A 6121-nucleotide genomic window follows, 5' to 3' on the forward strand; every position below is an offset into this window, starting at 1 on the left:
GTGGAATGGGGTCAGGCCGCTGAAGGACCCTGATCGTCGAAACCGTCCGAAGCACCGGTCAGCTGACCTTGGCGTCCATCCATGCCGCCCGACACGAGACGCAAGTGCTGTCTCAGCGGGCTCCTGCCCGCCTCCTGACCGATCATCTGCCGTTCCCGCCGCGATGCCTCGGGCTGGTATTCCACGGCTTCCAGCAACATGGTCTCTCCGACACCATTCGTATTTTCAAACGCGATCTCCTGGCCTTCGCGAAGCCCGAGCAGAGCAAGGCCACGCAGTGTCGTGATGGGCAGAAACAGACCGACCGGGCCGGTTGCCTGGCCGGTTGAGATCACGCGGATGTCGCTTTCACCACCACGGACGCGAAAGCGCACACGGCTGTTCAAGCTGGCGACATCCGCCGGGAGATCGTCGCGGAACACGACGATGGCCTTTTGGATCTTGTGCCGGCAAAGCGCGACCAGCCGATCACTTCGGCCCTGCCAGTTGTCGCACAACGCCTCGAGTATGGTGAAATCCTTTGTAGTCAGAATGTAAGTGTCGTTCGACATTTCGCAGTTCTCCATCGCGCTGTCGCCAGCGCGTCCATCGACATGAGCGGGAGATACCCCTGCGCGACCATCGCGCAGGGGAGGCTATCCTGCGATGAGACAACCTCCCCGGATCGCGAGGCGGGAAAATGCGGGCAACATCATGCCGGATCGACCACTTCAGGGGATGCGACCTCTTCGACATGGAGGCGGTGTAAACGCCCGTCCCGTGCCACCCAGTCGATGGACTGACCAGTCGAAAGACCGATCAGGGCCGCGCCGATTGGCGTCAGGATGGAGATCTTGTTCGCCTCGATATCCGCTTCACCCGGAAAGACCAGCGTGACGCTGCGATCTTCCCCGAGATCGCTGGTGAAGCGGATCCAGGATCCCATGCGTGCGACATTGGCGCCGATCTTGGCGTCGTGAACGATTCGCGCACGGTCGAGCTCGATGAGAAGCTCCTCGGAAACATCGGGATTCCGGCCGGCATGGGCCTCAGCAAGACGGTAGAGCCTTTCATGATCGGTCCGGGTGAGAATGATTGCCGGCTTGCGCTGCCGTTTCTTTTCGAGAGCCATGCTCGGGCCTCCTGTACAAGACGCGCGGTCGCGCATCCGGCGCACCGCTCTGAAACAAAAACTGGGATTGAGTGTCGCTTCGTAGTCCATTGTCCCCTGGCGGGGACCGCTACCCATGCCCCACGACCGTATCGCGACGCGATTGGGCCGGGGGTCAGATGCCTGCGATGAGGCACATCCGTGTGCGGATGTTATGGAAGCGTTCGACCAACATGATCAAAACATGGCCGGCTCGGACACGGAAGTCAAGCAAGGCCGATTCACCCCCAGCCGGCATGACAGCGCGGGCGAGCTGAGGCGAAGAAACGGACCATCTGTGGAGACAAACTCCCCCGCGGAGCATTTTGACTTCTATCAATTGGACACAAGGGCTAGCTTGCCGCGTGGTATGTCGAATCGAGCGGAATTGGCGCGGATCAATGCACCGTCTGCATTGTTTCGGCTGATTGGGTGTGAAATCAGGGGCGAAATGGCCAACACGCAACGAAATGAAAGACGATTGCTCCCCAATTCCTGGGGTTATGTCGTTGCGGTTCTCGCAACGGTCGCGATCGTCGGCGTGCCGCTCTTCCTCATGGGCGGCGCCGCTTCGCAAGCGCTCTCCCTGCTCGTGCCGATCCCGGTTATCGCCACGGCGCTGATTGGGGGCGCGGGTCCGGCTTTGCTCGCGGCGGTTTTCGGCCTCGCCCTTTGGCTTGTAAGCACGCATTCATCCGTCTCGGAAATCGTCATTGCTCAAGCAGTCGCACTTGCCGTCCTAGCGGCGTTGATCGTCTGGTTCGCCAAACGAAGAGACCAGGATCGGGAAACCCTGGCAGAGCTCAAGGAAGCGCTGGATGATCGCGAGGCCCGGATGGGGTCTATCTTAGACACCGTTCTTGATGCCACCATCGTCAGTGACGAAAACGGTATCATCATCTCGTTCAACTCCGCAGCCGTCCGCCAGTTTGGCTATTCGGAAGCCGAAGCCATCGGTCAGAACCTGAAGCTGCTGATGCCTCAGCCCTACCGCGTCGAGCATGATGGTTACATGCGTCGCTACATGGCAACGGGCGAAAAAAGGATCATCGGCGTCGACCGCGTCGTGGTCGGCCAGCGTAAGGATGGGTCTACCTTTCCGATGAAGCTCGCGGTTGGCGAGATCAAACGTGGCGGGAAGCGCTTTTTCACCGGCTTCGTCCGCGACCTCACAGAGCGAGAAGAATCCGCTGCCCGCCTGCAGGAGATCCAGTCCGAGCTCGCAAGGCTCGGCCGATTGAACGAAATGGGAGAGATGGCGTCGACGCTGGCGCACGAGTTGAACCAGCCATTGTCGGCCATCGCCAACTACGTACATGGCTGCGCGCGCCTGCTGCAGAACGCGGTCGGCGATCGCGACATCCAGGTTCGTGACGCATTGCTGGAAGCGGGCGAACAGAGCATTCGCGCCGGGCAGATCATTCGACACCTGCGCGAGTTCGTCACCAAAGGCGAGACGGAAAAGCGGGCGGAGAGCCTGCGTCAACTCGTCGAAGAGGCCGGAGCGCTCGCTCTTGTCGGCTCGCGGGAAAAGGGTGTGCGGACCGTGTTCGATTTCACCTCGGACAACGACCAGGTCTTCGTCGACCGGATCCAGATTCAGCAGGTGCTGACCAACCTCATGCGCAATGCGATCGAGGCTATGAAGCAAACTGAGGAAAAGGAAATCCGGGTCAGCGTCGGCTCCGACAGGATGGGACTTTTGACGGTGACGGTCGAGGATTCCGGTCCCGGAATTGCTCCAGAAGTTGCCCAGGATATCTTCAAGCCGTTCACGACGACAAAGGCAGGAGGCATGGGGATCGGGTTGTCGATTTCCAGGCGCATCGTCGAGGCCCATGGCGGCGAGATGACCGTCACCAAGAGTCAACTTGGCGGTGCCTCCTTCTGTTTCACCCTTATCCAGCACGACGAGGATGAGAATGCAGCCTGATGACTTCACCGTCCATATCGTTGACGACGAAGAGGCACTTCGCAAATCGCTGGGGTTCATGCTCACGGTGAACGGTTTCGGCGTAAGGCTTCATGTGTCCGCAACGGCCTTTTCGGAAATCGCCCCGGGCCTTCGCAACGCCGTACTGGTCACCGATATGCGCATGCCGGACATGAGCGGCCTTGATCTGGTGCGCAGAATCTCGAGCATATTGCCGCCGATACCCTCGATCATCGTCACTGGGCATGGCGATATTCCCATGGCCGTCGAAGCGATGAAAGCGGGTGCCGTGGACTTTATCGAGAAGCCGTTTGAAGAGGCCGTCATCATTGAAGCGGTGCGGCGCGCGGCCGAGAGGCTGGCGGACTCGTCGGCGGGTACGCTCAGCGTCGATGACATCCGCTCGCGCATTGGCAGCCTGAGCGAACGCGAGCGACAAATTCTGGCGGCCGTCGTCGCCGGCCAACCAAACAAGGCCATCGCGTTCAATCTCGACATCAGCCCGCGAACCGTCGAAGTCCATCGCGCAAATGTCATGACGAAGATGAGGGCGCGCAGCCTTCCCGAACTGGTGCGCATGTCACTGACCGTCAGCATCTAGCCGAATCCCCGCGCAATCCGACAATACGCTTGATCCATGACAAGGTGGCGCGTCGGCCAAGATGCGATCTGCAAGCTTGGTGAAAGATCACGACCGAGCTTCTGGGATCCCATTGTCCACGCTGTCTGCAATTGTTGCTGTTGTCAAAGACCCGGCTTTGCTGCGGTCGATCAGCTTTGCGCTCAACACGCATGGCCAGCCGGTGGAACAGTTCAACGACTGGACCATGGCAACGGAGGCGATCAGTCGTGCGGAATGCGTCATCCTCGACACCTGCCTGCCGCCCGCCGATCTGACGGCCGGCCTCAGCCTGGCAGACCGCGGCATAAAGCTCGTCGTCCTGGCGGAGGATGACAAGGACTACGGCAGCGGAAACAGGCAAGACATCTGCGTGCTGTCGAAACCCCTCAACGGGCCTGACATTGCCAATGCAGTATCGACCCTACGTAAGAACCCGTAGTGGAAGAACTCAATAGCGGCGAAGCCCCCGATCCAACATGATCCCTTCAACCAGAGGGAACATGCCGATGCAAACCGCCGCTTCCATCACACTCAATTCGCGCCTTTTCACATCGCCACGTGCACGGTGCCAGGCGCATATCAGGCCGGTAACCTTCCATGCGCCGGATTGCGTGATCTACGCGCAGGGCGAGCGCACGCGATCGCTCTACCAGATAGAATATGGCGCAGTGCGCATTTACCGTCTCCTCGCTGATGGTCGCAGGCAGATCGTCGCCTTTCATCTCGTCGGCGAAACTTTCGGTTTCGAGATCAACGAGACCCACAGTTTCTATGCGGAGGCCATGGTGAACACGGGCCTGACCAGTGTCGAACGCGCAGCCGGTGGCCACCTCAACGACCGTCTGGTCGGCGTTGCCTTGAAGGCCATGGTTCGCGCTCAGGAGCACCTGCTGGTCGTCGGCCGTCAGAGTTCACTTGAGAAGATTGCCGTTTTCCTGGTCGACCTGGCCGATCGCCAGGGTGGCACGGATGTGATCGACCTGCCCATGAGCCGGATCGACATTGGCGACTACCTCGGCCTGACCATCGAAACGGTTTCGCGCACGATATCGAAACTGCGCGACATGGGAATCGTCAAGCTTCGCAATGCCCGCAGCATCGAGATCGTGAAACCAGAAAAGCTTCGAATGCTGAGCAACTAGGCCGGATCGCCAGCTCAGTCCATTATCGACCTTGCGCCCCACTTTTTCAGTGGCTCATCTACAATTTACCACTGCCAAAGCCCAAGCATATGCCGCTTCGCACAACCATTGCGATATCACGAAATAACACTTTGATTGACAGACCTGTGATCTTCCGTACCATCCGCTGGGAGGAAGAAGGAGGAGCGCCCGTGCATCACAGCACCGAGAACACCACCACACTGTCTGCCTCCCGCCGCCGTATCCGGCGTCGATCCGAGCTTGTGACATTTTTCATTCTCGCGTTCGGCATTTGGCCGATCGTTGCGGTAGCGACCGTCGGAGGCTTCGGCTTCATGGTCTGGATGTATCAAATCATCGCCGGTCCACCCGGTCCTCCAGCTTGAGTGAGGAGGCGATGGTGACCTTACTATCCCGGCGAGCCATTCTTCGAGGACAGATCAAGGAAGAAGTCCGCATCCGGCCGCCGGGCCTCGTACGCCCCGTGGCAGAGATCTGCGTGCAATGCGGGGCATGCATTGATCACTGTCCGCAGTCGATCATCTCGATGCACTCCGGCATCCCGACGCTCAATTTTACATCCGAAGGGTGCGATTTTTGCGGCCAATGTCGCGAGCATTGTCCGCACGCAGATGTCTTCTTCGACGCTGCCCTTTCCTTCCCCTACACGGCACAGGTGCAGTCGCATTGTCTGGCGCTCAACAGTGTCGAGTGTCAGTCATGCCGTGACCATTGTCCGACCGACGCAATACGGTTTCGTCCACGCGCCGGCGGGCCATGGCAGCCTTCAGTTGCAGAGGATGACTGCACCGGCTGCGGCCTCTGCATCGGCCACTGTCCGACGAACGCAATTTCCATATCGGTGAGGAGTGGCTCGCATGTCGATGCGCAACTCTGAACGTTACCATGTTTCCAGCGCAGTCGTCCTGACCTCACCGGCAGCCGCGAATGGTGTCATTGCAACATTATCCGAGATCCCGAACGTCGAAGTGCATGCCGCAGATCACGGCAAAATCATCATCGTGATCGAAGGCAGGTCCAGCGGCGAGATGGGAGCGACACTCGCCGCCATTTCAGGCCTTCCGGACGTCATGGCGGCAAACATGGTTTTCGAGCATGCAGAGAATTTGGAGGAGGGTTTAATCAATGGACACAGAACTGACGCGGCGTAGTCTGCTCAAGGCCCATGCTGCCGCGATTGCGGCAGCGACTGCCGGTATCAGTTTGCCGGCCCATGCTCAGTCCGTTCCCGGTGGCGTAGAGGCGCTGGAGATCAAATGGTCGAAGGCACCCTG

The 6121-nt window shown here is 59.4% G+C and carries 10 protein-coding genes; 8 read left to right on the top strand and 2 right to left on the bottom strand.

All coding sequences use genetic code 11. From position 1 onward, the window contains the following. Positions 1–11: 11 nt before the first annotated feature. Entirely contained in the window at positions 12–551 is a 540-nt protein-coding gene (locus tag H6M51_RS21590; RefSeq protein ID WP_185811868.1) for a nucleoside-diphosphate kinase, read from the bottom strand. Positions 552–691: 140 nt separating this feature from the next. Then, positions 692–1111, bottom strand: coding sequence for a nucleoside diphosphate kinase regulator (gene rnk / locus H6M51_RS21595; RefSeq protein WP_185811869.1), 420 nt, complete (start codon positions 1109–1111; stop codon positions 692–694). Positions 1112–1580: 469 nt separating this feature from the next. On the opposite strand from rnk, the gene H6M51_RS21600 reads away from it, so the two are divergent. The 8 genes from H6M51_RS21600 to H6M51_RS21635 all read left to right on the top strand — a co-directional run. Next, a complete protein-coding gene (locus H6M51_RS21600) occupies positions 1581–3062 on the top strand; it encodes a PAS domain S-box protein (RefSeq protein ID WP_407073606.1) in 1482 nt (493 codons plus the stop codon). Then, positions 3052–3663 (top strand): response regulator FixJ, encoded by a 612-nt coding sequence (gene fixJ / locus H6M51_RS21605; protein ID WP_185811871.1) that lies wholly within the window; start codon positions 3052–3054, stop codon positions 3661–3663. Before H6M51_RS21600 ends, fixJ begins: the two co-directional genes overlap by 11 nt. A gap of 112 nt (positions 3664–3775) precedes the next feature. Continuing rightward, positions 3776–4123, top strand: a complete 348-nt coding sequence (locus H6M51_RS21610; protein ID WP_054160197.1) for a hypothetical protein — start codon at positions 3776–3778, stop codon at positions 4121–4123. 67 nt (positions 4124–4190) lie between these two features. Next, a complete protein-coding gene (locus tag H6M51_RS21615) occupies positions 4191–4826 on the top strand; it encodes a helix-turn-helix domain-containing protein (protein ID WP_185811881.1) in 636 nt (211 codons plus the stop codon). A gap of 191 nt (positions 4827–5017) precedes the next feature. Beyond that, entirely contained in the window at positions 5018–5212 is a 195-nt protein-coding gene (gene napE, locus H6M51_RS24765) for a periplasmic nitrate reductase, NapE protein (protein ID WP_348644559.1), read from the top strand. Between the two features lie 11 nt (positions 5213–5223). Continuing rightward, entirely contained in the window at positions 5224–5724 is a 501-nt protein-coding gene (locus tag H6M51_RS21625) for a ferredoxin-type protein NapF (protein WP_185811873.1), read from the top strand. Beyond that, on the top strand, positions 5705–5998 hold the full coding sequence (locus H6M51_RS21630) for a chaperone NapD (protein ID WP_185811874.1): 294 nt from the start codon (positions 5705–5707) through the stop codon (positions 5996–5998). Before H6M51_RS21625 ends, H6M51_RS21630 begins: the two co-directional genes overlap by 20 nt. After that, positions 5973–6121, top strand: a 149-nt coding sequence (locus tag H6M51_RS21635; protein ID WP_185811875.1) for a twin-arginine translocation signal domain-containing protein, incomplete at its 3' end; no start/stop codon positions are given. The genes H6M51_RS21630 and H6M51_RS21635, both read left to right, overlap by 26 nt.

This window comes from Rhizobium sp. AQ_MP, assembly GCF_014237835.1.
Classification (GTDB): domain Bacteria; phylum Pseudomonadota; class Alphaproteobacteria; order Rhizobiales; family Rhizobiaceae; genus Allorhizobium.